Here is a 17,579-nt window from a genome sequence, read left to right on the forward strand (position 1 = left end):
ATCTTGGTGACTACTTACGTTCGTCGCTGGGTGACGCGCGCCGCAATTAGCGGACGCGCGAGCCGGTGGCGAAGAAGTCGTGCAGGTCGTGCGCGAAGGTATCGAACTTGCTGATGGTCGCGCTGTTGATCTTGCTGAAGAAGTTGAAGGCGAACACGGCCGGGATCGCGACGAACAGACCGATCGCGGTCATGATCAGCGCTTCACCCACCGGGCCGGCAACGGCGTCGATCGAAGCGGAGCCGGTGGCACCGATCTTGATCAGCGCGCCGTAGATGCCCCACACGGTACCCAGCAGACCGACGAACGGAGCGGTTGCGCCGACGGTGGCCAGCAGGGTCATGCCCGACTGCAGCTTGTTGCTTTCGCGGGTCACGGCCTGACGCAGGGCGCGGTCGACGAACTCCGAACGGCTCAGGTTCTCACCCACGCCGCCGGTGGCGCCGCCTTCAGCGCGCTGGTGGTGGGCAGCCGCCTGGGCAGCGTCCAGGGCGATCTTCGAGAACGGCTCGGAAGCCGGCTGTTCTTCCATCGCACGGATGGCGTCCTGCGCGTTCGGGGTGTCCCAGAACAGGCTGACGACGCGATCGGCGGCGCTCTTCAGGCGGGTAGCACGGAAGATGTTGATGACGGTCCAGTACCAGGACATGGCCGACATGATGACCAGGGTCAGCAGCACGACCCAGGAAACCGCGAAATCACCCGGCTTGGTGGTCATTTCGTGGATCAGGTGCTCGAAGCCCATCTGCGACAGGGCGTTGGACGTATTGCCCCCGGCAGCAGCGGCGATGAAAATTTCCTGCAGCATGACGCTTACCTTTGTTGTGTGTGGTGATAAAGGGTGTAGCTAAGCTAAACAATCGAACCGGGAGCGGGGGTGGCCAGGCGGCCACCCGGGCGCATCAGTTCAGCGCAAAGTTGACCGGAACGCGAACGCGACCTGCCGTCTTCTTACCGCCTGCTTCAGCGGCGTTGAAGCGCCACTTGCGAGCCGCTTCCATCGCAGCACGGTCCAGGTCGCGGTTACGGCTGGACTTTTCCACCGTGACATTGGTGACGTTGCCGCTGGCATCGACATCAATGATCAGGATCACTTCGCCCTGGATACCCGCGCGGAAGGCTGCCGGCGGGTAGCGCGGCGGATTCATGGCCTTCGAGGAGATGTCCACGCTGGCCTCGATCGAGGTCGGCGGTGCCGGCGGCGCCGGAGGCGACGGCGGGGTGACGATGTCGTTCGGGCGCGGTTCCGGCACGTCCACGACCGGCGCCTGCGGCGGCGGCGGGACCGGCGACGGCTTCGGCGGCGACAGATTCTTCACCGGCGGCGGCGGAGTATCGGTCGGCGGAGGCGGCGGCGGCGGCGGGGGCGGCGGCGGCGGGGCGTCGACGATCGTCACCATGACGTTGCGCTCCTTCTCAGCCACGGCCTTGGGAGCCACGGCGGGGATCAGGAGCATCATGAACGCGGCCAGATGCAGGGCAATTACAAACGCGATGCCGACGATGCGAGGCCAGCTCAGCCCCTTGTCATCGGGTTGTTCGTACCGGTGAACGACTAGTTGTTCCGTCATGCGCCAAGAGCTCAATAGTGGGGCCGGGATGCCGGGGGCGGAATCCCTGATCAGCGGTGCATGACACCGCAGGAACCTCCAAGCTTATACCAATCCTGAGCGCCTGCGCATCAACTGTGCAGGCATTCAGGCGTTATTCCTACTTACTTCAGGTTGATGATTTTTTTGGCATCAGCCTGGTTCTTCACACCCTTCGCCAGCGCCTGCTGGGCGGCCTGCTTGGCCTCCGGGATGCGACCTTCGGCATGCAGGACGCGTGCCAGGTTCAGGTAGGTCTCACCGTCCTTGGACAGCGGGGCAGCCTTCTGCCACGCATCGATCGCCTGCGGCACCTGGTCGGAGTAGTAGTAGGACTGGGCCAGCGCCAGGTAGACCTGGTAATCCGGCTTCAGGATGCCCTTCTGCAACCCTTCGTTGATGACCGCGATGACGTCCTTTTCCTTGTGTTCGGTGTTGGCATAGATCGAGTACAGCTGCTTGTACTCGCGCTCTTCGGTGAGCTGGCCGCTGCTGCGCAGCTTGTCCATCACCGCGGCAGCCTTTTCCATCTGGTCGGCCTGCATGTACATGCTGGCCAGGTTCAGCTGGGCCTTCTTGTCGTTCGGGTTCTTGGCGGCCAGCGCCTCGGCTTCCTTCACCGCTTCGCCGGACTGGCCGGCTTCGGCGAGGGCCGCCATCAGCAGCTGGTTCCAGTTGTCCTTCGGTTCGGTGGCACCGGCGATGGCCTGCTTGAGCACCGGGATCGCTTCCTGGTAGCGCTCCAGCTGGTACAGCGCCTGGCCCTTGGCGATCAGTTCTTCCGGCTTGGTCGACTTGCTCTCGGCGAAGTACTTGTCCAGGGTCGCCAGGCCTTCGGCGGTCTGGTCTTCCTGCAGCTGCAGCTGGCCCAGCATCAGCATCGACTGGAAGTGGCCGTTGTTGTCCAGGCCGTTGAACTGCAGGACCTGCTTCAGGTAGGCAACGGCAGCCGGCGTGTCGTCGGTCTGGTAGGCGGCCTGCGAGGCCAGCTGCGCGGCCAGCGACTTGTCGTACTCGTTCGCGGCGCTGTCAGCCAGGATCGCGTCGGCCTGCGTGCGCGTCTCCGGGAACTTTTCCTTGTTGTAGCTGTCGATCATCTTCTGCAGCTTGCTGCTCAGCTTGGCCGATGCCTTGACGGTCGGCTCCTCGCGGGTCGCGTTCGGGTACAGCGCTTCGGCCTTGGCCTGCTTGCCGCCGCGGTTGCCGCGCTCGGAGGAACGCGAGGACTGCGCGAAGGCATCGGTGACCACGGCGCCGGTCAGGGCGGTCGCGACGAGGACGGAAAGCACAGCTTTGTGGTTACGGAAAATCATCGTTCACCTCGATCGAACCGCCGGTTAGCGGCAAAGTCGGACTGTCAGAAAAATCTGAGCCGCCAAACGTATCAGAAACAGATGGCGTGAGAAATCGTTTTATGTGCTGCAATACAGCATAGAAATGCGCACTCATCCGCACTTTGGCCGCAGCCCGGCCGCCTGCGCCTGCTGATAGACCGGCGTCAGAGCCGGTGCATCGCGTCGCAGTTCCTGGATCCGGTTGGCTGGGTCGGGGTGGGTGGACAGCCATTGTGGGCTGCGACCGCCACTGGCGGCCATCATGTTCTGCCACAGGTCGACCGCCTGCGCCGGGTTGAAGCCGGCCTGGGCCATCAGTCGCTGGCCGATCACGTCGGCCTCGCTTTCCTGGGTGCGTGAACCGGGCAGCAGGAAGGCGGTCTGCGCGCCCATGCCGCCAAGCTGGTTGACGGTGCTGGCAGCGCCTTCGCCGTAGGCCGCGCCGGCCAGCGCACCGAGCACGGCCAGCCCGGTCTGCGCGCCCATCTGCCGGGTGATGCGCTCCTCGTGGTGGCGGGCGATGACGTGGCCGATTTCATGGCCGATTACGGCAGCCAGCTGATCCTGGTTCTTGGCGACGGTGAAGATGCCAGTGTTCACGCCGACCTTGCCGCCGGGCAGGGCGAAGGCGTTGGGCTCCTTGTCGACGAACACCGCCGTCTCCCACCGTACGCCACGGTATTGAGGCGGCAGCTGCGCGACCAGGGCATTGACCACGCACTGCACGTAACCGTTCTGGCGGCCGTCGGTGCTGATCTTTTCCTTCTGCTTGGTTTCGGCGAACGCCTGAGCGCCGAGCTGATCCAGCTGCGCCTGCGACACCCCGCCCACCATCTGCCGGCGGCCGGTAGGGGAGGTCGTGGTCGCGCAGGCGCTGACCAGGGTGGTGATGACAAGGGCCAGCAGCAGTTGTTTCATGGATCCACCCCCGTGTTCATATGCGCAGTGTGTAGCGTAGCGGCTTAATCTTTCGTCAAGCGGACACGGCGTTACGTTGCCCCGAAGAACACAAGTGCGGCAAGCGCCACACCGTTGTTCAGCGCGTGCGCGGCGATCGCGGCCCAGAGCGTACCGGTGCGCTGGTACAACCAGCAGAACGCAGCCCCCATGCCGCCATAGACCAGCCACAGCTGCGCAATCTCGGCCGGGCCGTTGGCGCTGGTGCCAGGGATTTCATGGATGAGGGCAAAAGCAAGGCTGCTCAGTACCACGCCCAGCCACGGACGCCCGGCTTTCCACAGGCGGCCAAACAGCACGCGGCGGAACAGCAGCTCCTCGTAGGCCGGTGCCAGTACCACCGCGAACAGCACCAGGAACAAGGGGAAGCGCGCGATCGCGCTCTGCATCAGCGCCAGGTTGGTGGGAACCGGCTCGATACCGAACTGCTTGGCCAGGAAGGCGATGCCATTGCTGCCGAGCACGATCAGGGTCGCCACCAGCAGGGTCCAGCCCCAGGTGGAGGGACGGCGCAGCGCCTGGCGCGACGCGTGGCGCTCGGCCGTGTTGGCCGGACGTCGCCAGAAGTACAGCAGCAGCGCGGCGCCGCCGGTGGCAAACAGCGCCATGAGAATCTGCGCAAGCGCGCCGGGCTGGCCCAGTGACGCCGCTACCGAACTGGCCTCGGGTGCGCCAGCGCCGGCCTGTGCGTTCGCGTAACCGACCACCACGCCACGGTACAGGCCCCACAGCAGGCCGCTGATCAGGCTCAGGCCGAACAGAGTGACGGCGGCGATGCCCAGGTCGATGAAGAACCCCGCCAACGGCGAAACGGCACGCGGCGCGGCAGAAGCCGGCGGAACCGGGGGCGGAGCGGAAACCGGGGCGGATGCGGACATCAGGTACCTGTGTTCAAGAGTCGAAGGCCGGCGCGCCTCCCCGCGCACCGGCCGTGTCCCGATTGTGTCAGATATCCAGGTTTGCGACCTTCAGCGCGTTGTCTTCGATGAAGTCGCGACGCGGTTCGACGACATCGCCCATCAGCGTGCTGAAGATCTGGTCAGCAGCGACAGCGTCTTCGATGCGCACCTGCAGCAGTCGACGGGTTTCCGGATTCACCGTGGTGTCCCACAGCTGCTCCGGATTCATTTCACCCAGGCCCTTGAATCGCTGGATCTGGCGGCCGCGCTTGGCCTCCTCGAGCAGCCAGTTCTGTGCCTTGGCAAAGCTGTCGACTTCGATCGACTTGGCACCGCGGGAAATGGTCGCGCCTTCGCGGACCAGACCGTGCAGCAGCTTCGATGCCTGGTGGATTGCGCGCAGTTCGCCGCTTTCGAAGGCCGACATCGGCAGCACCTGGATGTGCTGTTCGCCCATGTGGCGACGGGTCACCAGCACAGCGGCCGGGCGCTCGTCGTTGGCTTCCTGCAGTTCCAGCGTGAAACGCGGGCTGCCCAGGCTGCCCTGGTTGAGGCGCTTGGCCAGTGCATCCAGGCCCTCGCCTTCGCCGGCAGCGCGCAGGCTTTCCAGGTCCATCGGTACGAAATCGACCAGCGCTTCAAGCAGGTTGCGGTCGTAGCGGTGTGCGTTGCGCTCGATCGAATCCAGCGCGGCCGCGTAGGCCAGCAGCAGCTTCTCCAGCGCAAGGCCTTCGATGCCGGGCTCGCCGGTGGCCGGCACCAGTGCAGCGTTTTCCACTGCGCTGCTGGCCAGGTAGCTGTCCAGCGCCGGGTCATCCTTCAGGTACAGCTCCTGCTTGCCCTGCTTGATCTTGTACAGCGGCGGCAGGCCGATGTAGACGTAACCGCGCTCGATCAGCTCCGGCATCTGACGGTAGAAGAACGTCAGCAGCAGGGTGCGGATGTGGGCGCCGTCGACGTCGGCGTCGGTCATGATGATGATCTTGTGGTAACGCAGCTTGTCCGGGTTGTACTCGTCACGGCCGATGCCGGTGCCCAGCGCGGTGATCAGCGTACCGACCTGGTCGGAGGACAGCATGCGGTCGAAGCGCGCGCGTTCCACGTTGAGGATCTTGCCGCGCAGCGGCAGCACCGCCTGGTTCTTGCGGTTGCGGCCCTGCTTGGCCGAGCCACCTGCCGAGTCACCCTCGACGATGAACAGTTCGGACAGTGCCGGATCCTTTTCCTGGCAGTCGGCCAGCTTGCCCGGCAGGCCAGCGATATCCAGCGCACCCTTGCGGCGGGTCAGGTCGCGGGCCTTGCGCGCAGCTTCACGTGCACGGGCGGCATCGACGATCTTGCCGGCGATCGCCTTGGCTTCGTTCGGGTTTTCCTGCAGGAACTCTTCCAGGCGCGCACCGAAGGCATTTTCCACCGCCGGACGCACGTCGGAGCTGACCAGCTTTTCCTTGGTCTGGCTGGAGAAGCTCGGGTCCGGCACCTTCACCGACAGCACCGCGATCATGCCTTCGCGCATGTCGTCGCCGGTCAGGTTGATCTTGGCCTGCTTGGCGATGCCGTTCTGCTCGATGTAGTTGTTGAGCACCCGGGTCAACGCACCGCGGAAACCGGCCAGGTGGGTACCGCCGTCCTTCTGCGGAATGTTGTTGGTGAAGCAGTACATCGTCTCCTGATAGGAGTCGGTCCACTGCAGCGCCACGTCCACCACGATGCCGTTGTGCTCGCCGGTGACCGAGATGACGTTCGGGTGCAGCGGAGTCTTCAGCTGGGCCAGATGCTCCACGAAGCTGCGGATGCCGCCCTCGTAGTGGAAATCATCGCGACGGCCATCACCACGCTCGTCGGCAAGGACGATCTTGACGCCGGAGTTCAGGAACGACAGCTCGCGCAGGCGGCGGGCCAGGATGTCGTAGTGGAACTCCACGTTGTCGTGGAAGGCGACAGTGGACGGCCAGAAACGCACGGTGGTGCCACGCTTGGTGGTGGCTTCCAGCTTGGCCAGCGCGGTCACGGCTGCGCCGTTGCTGAATTCCTGCTGGTAATGGGAGCCGTTCTGGAACACGTCCACCAGCAGCTTCTGCGACAGCGCGTTGACCACGCTGACGCCGACGCCGTGCAGGCCGCCCGAAACCTTGTAGCTGTTGTCGTCGAACTTGCCGCCCGCGTGCAGGACGGTCATGACCACTTCGGCCGCAGACACTTCGCGGCCGAGCTTGGCGCTCATCTGCTCGTGCTTGCCGGTCGGAATGCCGCGGCCGTTGTCGGACACCGAGACCGAGCCGTCGGCGTGGATCGTCACTGCAACATGGTCGGCGTGGCCGGCCAGCGCTTCGTCGATCGAGTTGTCGACGACCTCGAACACCATGTGGTGCAGACCGGTACCGTCATGCACGTCGCCGATGTACATGCCTGGACGCTTGCGGACAGCCTCCAGGCCTTCCAGGGCGGTAATGCTGTTGGCGTCGTAATTGCCGTTGTTTGCCGGGGTGTTCTGTTCGTCGCTCATTGCGCTTGCCGTAGGCTCCGCAGGTCGGCCACCGCTTGGGGCGATGCGCCGAGAATGAAAGGATTCCAACCCGAATTATACCAGCCGGGGTCGAGCGGCCCTGGTGTGCCCACTATGGCACAGCCACGATCTGTGCATGTTCCACGTGGAACCGGGCGATGTGGGTCAGTTCCTGCAGCGCCGCCGGGGTTTCGGTGGCGGTGATGAAGATCTGTGCCGGGCCATTGAGCAGGCGCTCCAATACCCGCGCCTGGTGGGTGCGATCCAGTTCCGAAGCCAGATCATCGAGCGCGATCACCGGCCATTCGCCGCGCTGTTCCGCATAGTCCTCGGCCTGTGCCAGCAGGCACGCCAATGCCGTCAGCTTGGCCTGGCCGCGGGACAGTGCATCACGCCCCGGAATGCTGTGGAAATCCACACTCCAGTCCGCCCGGTGCGGGCCGACCGAGGTATACCCGGCCTGCCGGTCACGTTCCCGGGCCAGAAGCAAGGCATCGGCCAAGGGGAGCTCATGCCGCCGCCATCCAGGACTCAGGTCCAGTCCGTGGATGCCCAGTTGCGGCGCCAGGCTGGCGGCCAAAGCCACAGTGCGCTGCTGCAGACGCTCCAGGTAGTGCTGGCGGCGGCTGGTCAGCGGTTCTCCGGCCTCGGCCAGCTCGTGATCCCAGGTATCGAGCATCCGCGACGGCCCGCCCTGCTTGAGCAGGGCGTTGCGCTGCTTCAGCGCCCGGGAGTAGCGGCGCCACAAGGACAGAAAATCCGGTTCCACGTGGAACAAGCCCCAATCGAGGAAGCGGCGGCGGGGTTCGCCACCACCACTGACCAGTGCATGGCTCCCGGGCTCGAACGTCACCACGGCCAGTGCTGCGCAGAGATTACCCAGCTGCGCGACATCTTCGCCGTCCAATCGCCCCTTCCAATCCTGGCCACTGTGGCGCAGCCCGGCTTTTCGGCGGTGCGGCGGGTGATTGGCACGCTGTTCGTCCCATTCCACGAAGATTTCCAGCGCTTCCTGGCCCTGACGCACCAGACCGTCGCGCACTCGACCACGGAAGCTGCGCCCATAGGCCATCAGGTGCAGGGCTTCGAGCACGCTGGTCTTGCCGGCACCGTTGTCGCCGGTCAGCAGGTTCAATCCTGGCTGGGGCGACAGGTCCACCGCACTGAAGCGACGCAGTTGATGCAAGGCAAGGCGGCGGATCTGCATGGGGCGCGAAAGACCATCCGCACGAGGCGGTAGAGGGGCAGGGAATCCATCAGCTTACTGCATCGGTCAAGCCGGGCGCGGTGGCAGGCCGGTCGAGCCGAAGGTGCAGCTTCTGCACCCATCGATGGACGCGTTCCACGTGGAATGCGGGTGACGCGCCCGTTCCGGGCAGGAACGGCCCGAAATTTCTTCAAATCTGCGCGGGGTTCCAGAGTCCAGGCCCTCAGATTTCGCCGATTTCATGAGCACTGCAGGGCCATCGCGGGACACCTCGCGGGTGGTTCCGACGGATGACCCCGCCGATTCCTTCAAATCTGCGATCCGATGCCTTGGAGGGTTCCACAGATTTCAAGAAATCCAGGACGCTAGTTCCACACTGTCCACAGGAGGCATGTATGACTTATACACAAGGTATGGGCAATCTGTGGATAAAAAAGCCCTTTTGCTCAGCGCTGAAAACTATCCACAGGTTCCCCCCCAGGCCGAGGGCCCTCTATACAGGGGGTTTCAGGCTCATAAATCCCTTTAAAAACAAACAGATAATACATTTCTCCACGAAATCTGGCTCTACCATCACCACCATGCTTTAGATTTATACCCAGATTTAGAAGCTAGGATTGCCCAAGTGTGCCCCCGAGCCGGCCAGTGGACAGTGCCGTTTGCAGAAGCGAAGGACCTCCTCCCGGGGAAGATGATCTGCTGCTTCCACCATTGAAGATCAGGACAACGAAGTGGGACATGCGAAGCGCTCGCTGCCAGAACCCAGATCGCATGGAGCCCGACGAGCACTGCAAGACGAATTCCCAACGTCCTGGATTCCGAGTTGCTTCGAGCAAGCGAGATCGAGTTGTTGTGGGGCCGAGCAGGGCACGTCCAGGATTTCTACGATCCGTTTCGACAATGCTCCACGTGGAACATAAAAAAACGCCCGGGAGGTCCCGGGCGCTTCTGGGTTCCACGTGAAACAGCGTTTCCGTCAGAGACGCAGCGGCATCACCACGTGGCGCGACTTCTCGCTGCTGGATTCACGCACCAGCGCCGAGGAGTTGGAGTCGCGTAGCTGGATGATCACTTCCTCGTCGCGCAGGGCGGAGAGGGCATCTAACAGGTAGTTCACGTTGAAGCCGATGGCCAGATCGCTGACCGTGGTGTCGGCCTCGATCTCTTCCTGAGCTTCTTCCTGTTCCGGGTTGTGCGCGCTGATCTTCAGGTTGCCCGGCGAGACTTCCACGCGAATGCCGCGGTACTTCTCGTTGGACAGGATCGCGGCGCGCTGCAGCGAGGCACGCAGTGCTTCACGATCCACCTTCACTTCACGGTCGGCACCGATCGGGATCACCGCTTCGTAGTCCGGGAAACGGCCATCGATCAGCTTCGACGTGAAGGTGACATCGTCGCGCTTGACGCGGACGTGGCTGCGGCCGACTTCCAGCTCGATTTCGCGATCGCCGCTTTCCAGCAGGCGCTGCAGCTCGGTCACGCCCTTGCGCGGCACGATGATCTGGCGCTTCGAACCGCTGGGCTTGGCCAGGTCGGTTTCGCAAAGGGCCAGACGGTGGCCGTCGGTGGCAACGGTGCGCAGTGCATCGCCACGCAGGTCGAACAGCAGACCGTTGAGGTAGTAGCGCACGTCCTGCTGGGCCATCGCGAACGCGGTGCGCTCGATCAGCTCCTTCAGGGTCGCTTCGCCGATGGCCACGCGCTCGGTGGCTTCCACTTCGTCCACCGACGGGAAGTCGTTGGACGGCAGGGTGGCCAGGGTGAAGCGGCTGCGACCGGCCTGCACGGTGATCTTGTCACCGGTCTGCGAGACGGTAATCCGGCTGCCGTCGGGCAGGGCGCGGATGATCTCGAACAGCTTGCGGGCGGGAATGGTGGTTTCGCCGTCCTGGGCGTCTTCAACCGCGATCCGCGACACCATCTCCACTTCCAGGTCGGTACCGGTCAGCGAGAGCTGGCCGTTCTGCACCTGGACCAGGAAATTGGCCAGAACCGGAAGGGTCTGGCGGCGTTCGACCACGTTGACGACCTGTGCCAACGGCTTGAGAAAGGCTTCGCGCTGCAGTGTGAAACGCATGTGGTTCCGTGCCCCTATGCTTTAAAAAATGTGGAATAAATCAAAAGCTTGGTGGTGCTGGTAGAGACAGAATCGCTGGAAAACAACGCTAAGTCTTTGTAAATAAAAGAATTTCAGACCTCGAAACCCTCTGTATTACCGACCCCCAGGGGGTGGGGAAAGCTGTGGATAAATTCGGAGCGATTTCAAACGCCACTTTTATCCACAACGTGTCCCGTGCTTGCTACCGGATTCTGCACCGTTTTGTGCGATGACGCCTCATCGGCATCCGTGCATCATTCGCTCAGCTTCCGGATCAGCTTGTCCCAGTCCTCGCGGAGCTTGCCGTCGGTCTCCATCAGGGTCCGGATCTGGCGGCAGGCATGCAGCACCGTGGTGTGATCGCGACCGGCAAAGGCATCGCCGATCTCGGGCAGGCTGTGCTCGGTCAGTTCCTTGGTCAGGGCCATGGCGACCTGTCGCGGACGTGCCAGCGAGCGGGTCCGACGCTTCGACAGCAGATCCTTGATCTGCAGGCCGTAGTAGTCGGCAACGGTTTTCTGGATGTTGGGAATGCTGATCGCCTGCTGCTGGGCGCGCAGCAGGTCGCGCAGGGTTTCCTGGGCGAATTCGGTGGTGATCGCGCGGCCGGTGAAATTGGCGCGGGCGGTCAGGGTATTGAGCGCACCTTCGAGGTCGCGCACGTTGGAGCGCATCTTCTTGGCGATCAGGAACGCAACATCATCGGGAATCTCGGCACCGCGTTCGCGTGCCTTGGCCAGCACGATCGCGGCGCGGGTCTCGAAGTCCGGCGGTTCGATCGCGACCGACAGGCCCCAGGCAAGCCGCGACTTCAGGCGCGCTTCCAGGCCTTCGACCTCGCGCGGATAGCGGTCGCAGGTCAGGATGATCTGCTGCTTGCCATCGAATAACGCGTTGAAGGTGTGGAAGAACTCTTCCTGGGTGCGGTCCTTGCCGGCGAAGAACTGGATGTCATCGATCAGCAGCGCGTCGACCTGCTGGAACTGGCGCTTGAACTGATCCATGGTCTTTTCCTGCAGGGCCCGGATCATCGCGCTGAAGAACTGTTCAGAACGCAGGTACAGCACCTTCGCGCCCGGATTGGCCTGGCGCATGGCGTTGCCGGCAGCGAACATCAGGTGGGTCTTGCCCAGGCCGGTGCCTCCGTACAGCAGCAGCGGATTGTGCGCGCGGTCGCCCGGCTTCTGCGCTGCCTGGAAGGCGGCGGCCAGGCCCAGCTGGTTGCTGCGGCCTTCGACGAAGTTGGCGAACGTGTAGTGATTGTCCAGGTTGCCGGCGAACGGTACCTGCGGTTCACTGGACACATGCGCCGAGGGCGTGGAAACCGGCGCGTTCTGCGCCTCCACAGGGCGCGGGCGCGAGCCGATTTCAAGAAAAACGTCGCTGAAACCGGCGAAATGCGCCAGCAGTTCGCGGATCCGGGCCAGGTACAGCTCGCGGACCTGGTCGACGATGAAGGCATTCGGTGCATACAGCACCAGGCTGTCCACGCGCAGATCGGCCTGCAGTGGCTTCAACCAGGTATGAACGTCTTCCGGCGGGAACTCCGCTTCGAGGCGCTCGAGACTACGGGACCAAGCATCCATCAGCAATAATCGTCCGGTGGCCGGGGCATGGACGCGACAAGGCGCCCAAACACAGGCCGGAAAGGGGGGGAAATGGATGGCTCAGACTACCACCGAGCGCCCGCCTTCGGAATGCTTGTCCCCTACTTATTCACAAAAACATCCACAGCTATTGCACAGCCCAGTGAATTCGCGTAGCTGCCAGGGGTTGACTTGGGGCGGGGTACCTCTCTAGAATTTCCGGTTCTTTCCGTCCCATTCATACGAGAGGCCCCCAATGGCCACGAAGCGCACCTACCAGCCCAGCAACCTCAAGCGTAAGCGCGACCACGGCTTCCGTGCCCGTATGAAGACCGCTGACGGCCGCAAGATCCTGTCGCGTCGCCGCGCCAAGGGCCGCAAAGTCCTGAGCGCCTGATTGCCATGCCGCACATCGCGGCAGACGCAATCCCTTCGACAGTGAATACTGCAGACCCGCGCAAGCGATTCCCTCGCTCTGCGCGGGTTCGCACGCGTGCCGAATATTCAACGGTCTTCAACGGCGCCCGCCGTGTGTCCGATCCGCTGATGACCCTGCACTGGCTGCCGGCTGACCGGCCGGCCAGGCTGGGTCTGGCGGTTTCCCGCAAGGTTGATCCGAACGCCGTTGGGCGTAACCGGATCAAGCGCGTCCTGCGCGACATCCTGCGTCAGACACGTACCGACATCCAGCCAGGCGACTTTGTCGTCGTGGCCCGTAGTGCTGCGCGTTCCGCCAGCAACGACGAGATCCGCCAGGCCTTCCTGCGCCTGCTGCGTCGCCTGCGTGCATTGCCCACGCCGGGCGTGGACGGCACAATGCCGCCGCCTGATGGCATCGCAACTCCTTCTTTGACCGAGCCGGCATCGCGTCCCGGCCCCGCCGAGCCTGTCCGCTGATGAACCAGACCCGCGTATTCCTCATTTTTGCCTGGCTGATGGTGGCCGTGCTGCTGTGGATGGAGTGGAGCCGTGAAAAGGCTGCTCCGACCCCGGCACCGACGACCACGTCGGCCCCGGCCGCTGCACAGAGCGTTCCGGGCGCAACCCCGGGCGCCATCCCCAGCGCCCAGGTTCCGGGTGCGCCCGGCCACGCCGCCGTGCAGGCGCAGGCCAGCGCCACCCCGGCCAGCCAGCGCGTGACCGTCACCACCGACGTCCTGCGCCTGGTGCTCGATGGCGGCCGCGTGCTCGACGCCGAGCTGCTGCAGTTCCCGCAGACCAAGGACGAAGGCAGCCCGCCGGTCCGCCTGCTGACCGAAGACCCCGCGCATCCCTACAGCGCGATCAGTGGCTGGGCCAGCGAAGACAAGAACACCCCGGTCCCCGGCGCTGACGGCTTCAAGCTGGTGGGTGACACCAAGGACTTCGTGCTGGCCAAGGGCCAGAACGAGCTGCAGATCCCGTTCGTGTGGACTGCCGACAACGGCGTGACCATCAAGCGCACCCTGACCGTCTCGCGCAACGAGTACGCCGTGCGCTTCAAGGACGAAGTCAGCAACACTGGTGCCGCTCCCTGGAACGGCTACGTCTACCGCACCCTGGACCGCACCCCGACCATCCTGTCGCGGAGCATGACCAATCCGGATTCCTTCAGCTTCAACGGTGCCACCTGGTACGACAACGACAAGAAGTACCAGCGTCGTGCGTTCAAGGACTACCTGGAAGACGGCACGCTGAACCAGAACATCACCGGTGGCTGGCTGGCGATGCTGCAGCACCACTTCTTCACTGCCTGGATCCCGCAGAAGGACCAGACCGCACACTACGTGCTGTCGCAGGTGGCCGGTCGTGACCTGATCGAGGCGCGTGGCCCGGCCTTCACCGTGGCCCCGGGCCAGTCCACCAGCACCGAAGCCCGCCTGTGGGTCGGCCCGAAGCTGGTCAACCTGATCGCCAAGGAAGACGTGCCGGGCCTGGACCGCGTGGTCGACTACAGCCGCTTCTCGATGATGGCGGTGATCGGCCAGGGCCTGTTCTGGGTGTTGAACCAGGTGCACAAGCTGGTTGGCAACTGGGGCTGGGCGATCGTCGGCCTGGTGGTGCTGCTGAAGCTGGTGCTGTACCCGCTGTCGGCGACCCAGTACAAGAGCGGTGCGAAGATGCGTCGCTTCCAGCCGCGCATCGCGCAGCTGAAGGAACGCTATGGCGACGACCGCCAGAAGTTCCAGACCGCGATGATGGAGCTGTACAAGAAGGAAAAGATCAATCCGATGGGCGGCTGCCTGCCGATCCTCATCCAGATGCCGATCTTCTTCGCCCTGTACTGGGTGCTGGTGGAATCGGTCGAACTGCGCCAGGCGCCCTGGTTCGGCTGGATCCAGGACCTGACCGCACGCGACCCGTACTTCATCCTGCCGGTGATCAACGTGGCGGTGATGTGGTTCACCCAGAAGCTGACCCCGGCACCGGGCATGGACCCGATGCAGCAGAAGATGATGCAGTTCATGCCGCTGGTGTTCGGCGTCATGATGGCCTTCATGCCGTCCGGCCTGGTCCTGTACTGGGTGGTCAACGGCGGCCTGGGCCTGCTGCAGCAGTGGTGGATGACCAAGCGCCATGGCGGCGAGCCGGTCCCGGCCACCACCGCTCCGGCCCCGGTCAAAAAGAAGTAATCGGTAGAGCCGACCGCTGGCCGGCTGACCCCAGTAGAAGCCCGCCGCAAGGCGGGCTTTTCGCATCCGGCGTTAGAATCGCCGGCACACCGATCCTGCATCCATCGAGTCCGCCATGCCGCGTGCGTCGTCGTTCCGCCTGTTCCTGCCCTCGCTGTTGTTGACCCTGGTCGTTGCCGGTTGTGGCGACAAGGATGCGAAGGCGCCGGCGACCACCGTCACCCAGCCCAGCGCGCAGGCCGCGGCCGCCGCCGATCCGGCCGCGGCGCCGTTGCTGGCCGCGCTGCAGAAGCAGCTCGATGGCTATCGCCGGATCGTCGTGCTGCTGGCCGATGAGGAACAGCAGTCGGCGGCCGATCGCAGCACCTCCACCCGCATCGGCCAGCAGCTGTTCCACGACGGCCTGGAACAGCGCAGCGCCATTGCCGCGCAGTTCGACACGCTGCTGCGTGGTAGCAGCCCGCAGCGCTTCGCCACCCTCGGCACCGTGCTGGACTACATCGAATCGGCGCCGGAGCTGTTCGACGCCGACCGCTTGGCCTTCCGAGAAGTGCTGCGCGATCTGCATGAGCGCGTCGGCACCGATTCGTCGCTGCCGGCAGTGAAGCTGCACCAGCGCATCGGCGAAGACCTGGAGGCGCTGGACGAGATCGAGCGTAACTACAACCAGGAACTGACCCGCATCTTCAGCCGCTTCGAGCGCACCCGTGCCATCGAACTGAAGCGCGAGAAGTGGGACGACTACATCGCGCACCTGCACAAGCACTACAGCCGCGAAGCGATCCTGCGCGACTACGGCGTGATCGAGCCGTACCCGATGTCGATGAAGGACAGCGAACGCGAGATCTTCGGCCGCGACCTGCCGCCGAAGACGGTGGTGCTGACCTTCGACGATGGCCCGCACAAAGCCTATACCGATGAAGTGGTGGCCATCCTCAAGCGCTACGACGTACCGGCCGTGTTCTTCGAGGTCGGCCGCAACCTCGGCAAGGTCGAGACCGACGGCAAGGTCAGCCTCGGGCCGATGGCGAAGATCAGCCGCAACCTGATGGAAGAGGGCTACGCCGTCGGCAACCACAGCCTGACCCATGCGCAGCTGTCGCGTACCACCGGCGATGCGCTGCGCCAGCAGGTGCTGGACACCGACACGCTGCTGAAGGATGTCGACAGCAAGCGCGCGCCGCTGTTCCGCTTCCCCTATGGCGCGCGTAATGCCGAAGGCCTGCAGCTGCTCAACGAAGCCGGGTTGAAGTCGATCATGTGGAACATCGATTCGATGGACTGGGCCGACCCGGTGCCGGAATCGATCGTGCAGCGCGTGCTCGACCAGGTGAACAAGGAACAGCGCGGCATCATCCTGTTCCATGACATCCACGACCGTGCGGTGAAGGCGCTGCCGCAGATCCTTGACCGGCTGATTGCCGATGGCTACCAGTTCGCCGGGTGGAATGGCCGCGACTTCACCGTCGCCCGCGCGCGCAAGGGTGACACCAGCCCCGCCACCGTCACCACCGGCTACGAGAAGTCGTGGGCGATCGTGGTCGGCATCGACAACTACGCCAAGTGGCCAAAGCTGGAATACGCCAGCCACGATGCGCAGGCGGTGGCCGATACCCTGACCGGGCAGTTCGGCTTCCCGTCTTCGCAGGTGATCGTACTGAAGAACGAGCAGGCCACGCGCAACAACATCCTGGCCGCCTTCCACGACCGCCTGGCCGATGACCGCACCGGAAAGAACGACCGCGTGTTCGTGTTCTTTGCCGGCCACGGCGCCACCCGCCAGCTCGCCTCCGGGCGTGACCTGGGCTACATCATTCCGGTCGATTCGGACCCGAAGGAGTTCGCCACCGACGCCATCGCAATGACCGACATCCAGAACATTGCCGAGAGCATGCAGGCCAAGCACGTGATGTTCGTGATGGATGCCTGCTACAGCGGCCTGGGCCTGACCCGTGGTGGCCCTTCTTCGTCGTCGTTCCTGCGCGAGAACGCTCGTCGCAGCGCACGGCAGATGCTGACCGCCGGCGGCGCCGACCAGCAGGTGGCCGATGCCGGCCCGAACGGCCACTCGGTGTTCACCTGGGTGCTGTTGCAGGCGCTGGCTGGCAAGGGCGATCTCAACGGCGATGGCCTGATCACCGGTACCGAACTGGCCGCCTACGTGGCGCCGGCCGTCTCAGCCGTTTCGCACCAGACCCCGGCCTTCGGCAGCCTGCCGGGTTCGCAGGGTGGTGAGTTCGTGTTCCAGGTGCCCGACAGCCAGGAATTCCTCAACGCCGATACGCGCCAGCTGACCGCCGATGCAATCGCACTGAACAACAAGGTTGAAGCCGCCAGCGAAGCCAAGGGCAGCCAGGCGCCGGTGACGGTGGCCGACCTGCAGGGCGGCAAGGCCAAGCTGGTGGTGCCCACCGCCGGCCCGGCCTCCGACCGCCAGCGCGCGCAGCAGGCCAATGACCGCGGCCTGCAGCTGTACCGCGAGAAGCAGTACGACGAAGCGGTAGCCCAGTTCACCGAGGCACTGAAGCTGCGTCCGGACTTCGCCCAGGCCGCCAACAACCTCGGCTTCGTCTACTACCGCCAGCAGCGCTATGCCGAAGCGGCGCGCTGGCTGGAGAACACACTGAAGATCGACCCCTCGCGCGCCGTGGCCTATCTCAACCTGGGCGATGCCTACTTCAACGCAGGCGACAAGGCGAAGGCGAAGCAGGCCTACACCACCTACCTGGCGCTGCAGCCGCAGGGCAGTGGTGCCGCGCAGGCACGGGCGCAGCTGGAGAAACTCTGAGCC

13 protein-coding genes are annotated in these 17,579 nt (G+C 64.2%); 4 read left to right on the forward strand and 9 right to left on the reverse strand.

All coding sequences use genetic code 11. The features are described from left to right. Positions 1-46 precede the first annotated feature (46 nt). The 9 genes from exbB to dnaA form a co-directional block, all read right to left on the reverse strand. A complete protein-coding gene (gene exbB / locus AC5P6E_RS17175; RefSeq protein WP_483698547.1) occupies positions 47-808 on the reverse strand; it encodes a TonB-system energizer ExbB in 762 nt (253 codons plus the stop codon). Between the two features lie 94 nt (positions 809-902). Next, positions 903-1,571: an energy transducer TonB gene (locus tag AC5P6E_RS17180; protein WP_010487418.1), complete on the reverse strand. Its 669-nt coding sequence runs from the start codon at positions 1,569-1,571 to the stop codon at positions 903-905. Positions 1,572-1,714: 143 nt separating this feature from the next. Beyond that, complete coding sequence (locus tag AC5P6E_RS17185) at positions 1,715-2,902, reverse strand: tetratricopeptide repeat protein (RefSeq protein ID WP_241874969.1); 1,188 nt, start codon at positions 2,900-2,902, stop codon at positions 1,715-1,717. Positions 2,903-3,034: 132 nt separating this feature from the next. Further along, a complete protein-coding gene (locus AC5P6E_RS17190; RefSeq protein WP_010487422.1) occupies positions 3,035-3,841 on the reverse strand; it encodes a M48 family metallopeptidase in 807 nt (268 codons plus the stop codon). Between the two features lie 71 nt (positions 3,842-3,912). Then, positions 3,913-4,758: a CPBP family intramembrane glutamic endopeptidase gene (locus AC5P6E_RS17195; protein ID WP_010487423.1), complete on the reverse strand. Its 846-nt coding sequence runs from the start codon at positions 4,756-4,758 to the stop codon at positions 3,913-3,915. Positions 4,759-4,825: 67 nt separating this feature from the next. Next, complete coding sequence (gene gyrB / locus AC5P6E_RS17200; RefSeq protein WP_010487426.1) at positions 4,826-7,285, reverse strand: DNA topoisomerase (ATP-hydrolyzing) subunit B; 2,460 nt, start codon at positions 7,283-7,285, stop codon at positions 4,826-4,828. Between the two features lie 112 nt (positions 7,286-7,397). Then, positions 7,398-8,492, reverse strand: a complete 1,095-nt coding sequence (gene recF, locus AC5P6E_RS17205; RefSeq protein ID WP_043397711.1) for a DNA replication/repair protein RecF — start codon at positions 8,490-8,492, stop codon at positions 7,398-7,400. A gap of 976 nt (positions 8,493-9,468) precedes the next feature. Continuing rightward, positions 9,469-10,569: a DNA polymerase III subunit beta gene (gene dnaN / locus AC5P6E_RS17210; protein WP_005411731.1), complete on the reverse strand. Its 1,101-nt coding sequence runs from the start codon at positions 10,567-10,569 to the stop codon at positions 9,469-9,471. 275 nt (positions 10,570-10,844) lie between these two features. Further along, positions 10,845-12,176 carry a chromosomal replication initiator protein DnaA gene (dnaA, locus tag AC5P6E_RS17215; RefSeq protein WP_005411730.1) on the reverse strand — a complete coding sequence of 444 codons (1,332 nt, stop codon included), beginning with the start codon at positions 12,174-12,176 and terminating at the stop codon, positions 10,845-10,847. 256 nt (positions 12,177-12,432) lie between these two features. Between dnaA and rpmH the strand changes: the two genes are divergently transcribed. The 4 genes from rpmH to AC5P6E_RS17235 all read left to right on the forward strand — a co-directional run bounded on the left by rpmH (position 12,433) and on the right by AC5P6E_RS17235 (position 17,576). Further along, entirely contained in the window at positions 12,433-12,573 is a 141-nt protein-coding gene (gene rpmH, locus AC5P6E_RS17220; protein ID WP_005411729.1) for a 50S ribosomal protein L34, read from the forward strand. Between the two features lie 5 nt (positions 12,574-12,578). Further along, positions 12,579-13,073 (forward strand): ribonuclease P protein component, encoded by a 495-nt coding sequence (rnpA, locus tag AC5P6E_RS17225; protein WP_021203275.1) that lies wholly within the window; start codon positions 12,579-12,581, stop codon positions 13,071-13,073. Further along, positions 13,073-14,788, forward strand: a complete 1,716-nt coding sequence (yidC, locus tag AC5P6E_RS17230) for a membrane protein insertase YidC (protein ID WP_019336831.1) — start codon at positions 13,073-13,075, stop codon at positions 14,786-14,788. Before rnpA ends, yidC begins: the two co-directional genes overlap by 1 nt. Positions 14,789-14,903: 115 nt before the next feature. After that, positions 14,904-17,576 carry a polysaccharide deacetylase family protein gene (locus AC5P6E_RS17235; RefSeq protein ID WP_019336830.1) on the forward strand — a complete coding sequence of 891 codons (2,673 nt, stop codon included), beginning with the start codon at positions 14,904-14,906 and terminating at the stop codon, positions 17,574-17,576. Positions 17,577-17,579 lie beyond the last annotated feature (3 nt).

This window comes from Stenotrophomonas sp. YJH_SMC_16 (assembly GCF_059367875.1).